The organism is Aeromonas sp. DNP9 (assembly GCF_001728955.1).
In the GTDB taxonomy this organism is placed as follows: Bacteria; Pseudomonadota; Gammaproteobacteria; order Enterobacterales; family Aeromonadaceae; genus Aeromonas; species Aeromonas veronii.
Genome location: NZ_LYSQ01000065.1, coordinates 1 through 1,460 on the forward strand (window position 1 = coordinate 1; position 1,460 = coordinate 1,460).

The following is a 1,460-nucleotide window of genomic DNA, read 5'->3' on the forward strand; positions in this document are numbered from 1 at the left end:
TTTTCGAGGTTATCGACGAGGTTGTTTGCGTTGCCGCTCGCCCTGTCGATGGAGGCGCATTATAGGGAGTGAATTCGTTCTGGCAAGGAGATAATTGCAAAAAGATGGCTTTTGCTGTTTGTTCGCTCACAAAGCCACCAATTGGCATATTAAACCGGCGAAATCAGCTCACTGCAGGCACCGCAACAGCAAAATCGTGCAGATTGTCATAGAGAGCATCGGCCAGCGCACTACCCGTTTCGGTCACCGGCTTACCGGTTCTGACCATGATCTTGTGACCGACCCCGGCATTAACGGCAGCTTTTAGATCGGAAGGCTTGTCACCCACCATATAGGAACGACTCATGTCGATCCCCAGTTCCTGTTGCGCCAACAGCAGCATGCCTGGTTCCGGTTTGCGGCAATCACAGGGGGCGCCGTGATCCGGATGATGGGGGCAGAAGTAGATGCCATCGAGATCCACATCCCGATCAGCCAGTGACCAATCCATCCATTCAGTCAGATTCATGAAGTCATCTTCACTGAAGTAGCCGCGGGCGATTCCGGACTGGTTGGTGACGACGACCAGCAGATAACCTTTCTTTTTGAGGAGCTGCAGGGCGTCTATGACTCCGGGCAGAAAATGGAAATCATCGACCTGGCAGACATAGCCAGTGTCTTCATTGATGACACCGTCACGATCCAGAAAAATGGCGGGGTTGCTCACGGAAACTACCTCTATCAATGGTTTTGCCCAGTATCTCACAGGCCATAAATAGCCCCAAAAATAAAAGGGGTGGCCGAAGCCACCCCTTTTCATGTTTGTATATAACGAATCGATTAGGCGATTACGCTAGCTACAACACCGGCACCTACGGTACGGCCACCTTCACGGATAGCGAAACGCAGGCCGTCGTCCATCGCGATCGGGGCAATCAGGGTAACAACCATTTTGATGTTGTCGCCCGGCATTACCATCTCTACGCCTTCCGGCAGTTCGATGGTACCGGTCACGTCGGTAGTACGGAAGTAGAACTGCGGACGGTAGCCTTTGAAGAACGGGGTATGACGACCACCTTCTTCTTTGGACAGTACGTACACTTCAGACTCGAACTTGGTGTGCGGCTTGATAGAACCCGGCTTGGCCAGTACCTGACCACGCTCTACGTCTTCACGCTTAACACCACGCAGCAGCGCGCCGATGTTCTCGCCTGCACGACCTTCGTCCAGCAGCTTACGGAACATTTCAACACCGGTACAGGTGGTAGAAACGGTATCTTTGATACCAACGATTTCTACGGTCTCACCTACTTTAACGATACCGCGCTCTACACGACCGGTAACTACAGTACCGCGGCCAGCGATAGAGAATACGTCTTCGATAGGCATCAGGAACGGCTGGTCAATCGCGCGCTCCGGCTCCGGGATGTAGGTATCCAGGTGGCCAGCCAGCTCGATGATCTTCTCTTCCCACTGAGCTT

Annotated in this window: 2 protein-coding genes; both read right to left on the bottom strand. The window is 53.0% G+C overall.

Annotation, left to right across the window (positions count from 1 at the left end; all coding sequences use genetic code 11):
- Window positions 1-163: 163 nt before the first annotated feature.
- The gene (gene gmhB / locus A9G06_RS21220; RefSeq protein WP_069556548.1) at window positions 164-706 is read right to left on the bottom strand and encodes a D-glycero-beta-D-manno-heptose 1,7-bisphosphate 7-phosphatase; all 543 of its coding nucleotides are present in this window, start codon (window positions 704-706) and stop codon (window positions 164-166) included.
- Between the two features lie 113 nt (window positions 707-819).
- On the bottom strand, window positions 820-1,460 hold a 641-nt coding region (locus tag A9G06_RS21225; RefSeq protein ID WP_253182363.1), incomplete at its 5' end, for an EF-Tu/IF-2/RF-3 family GTPase.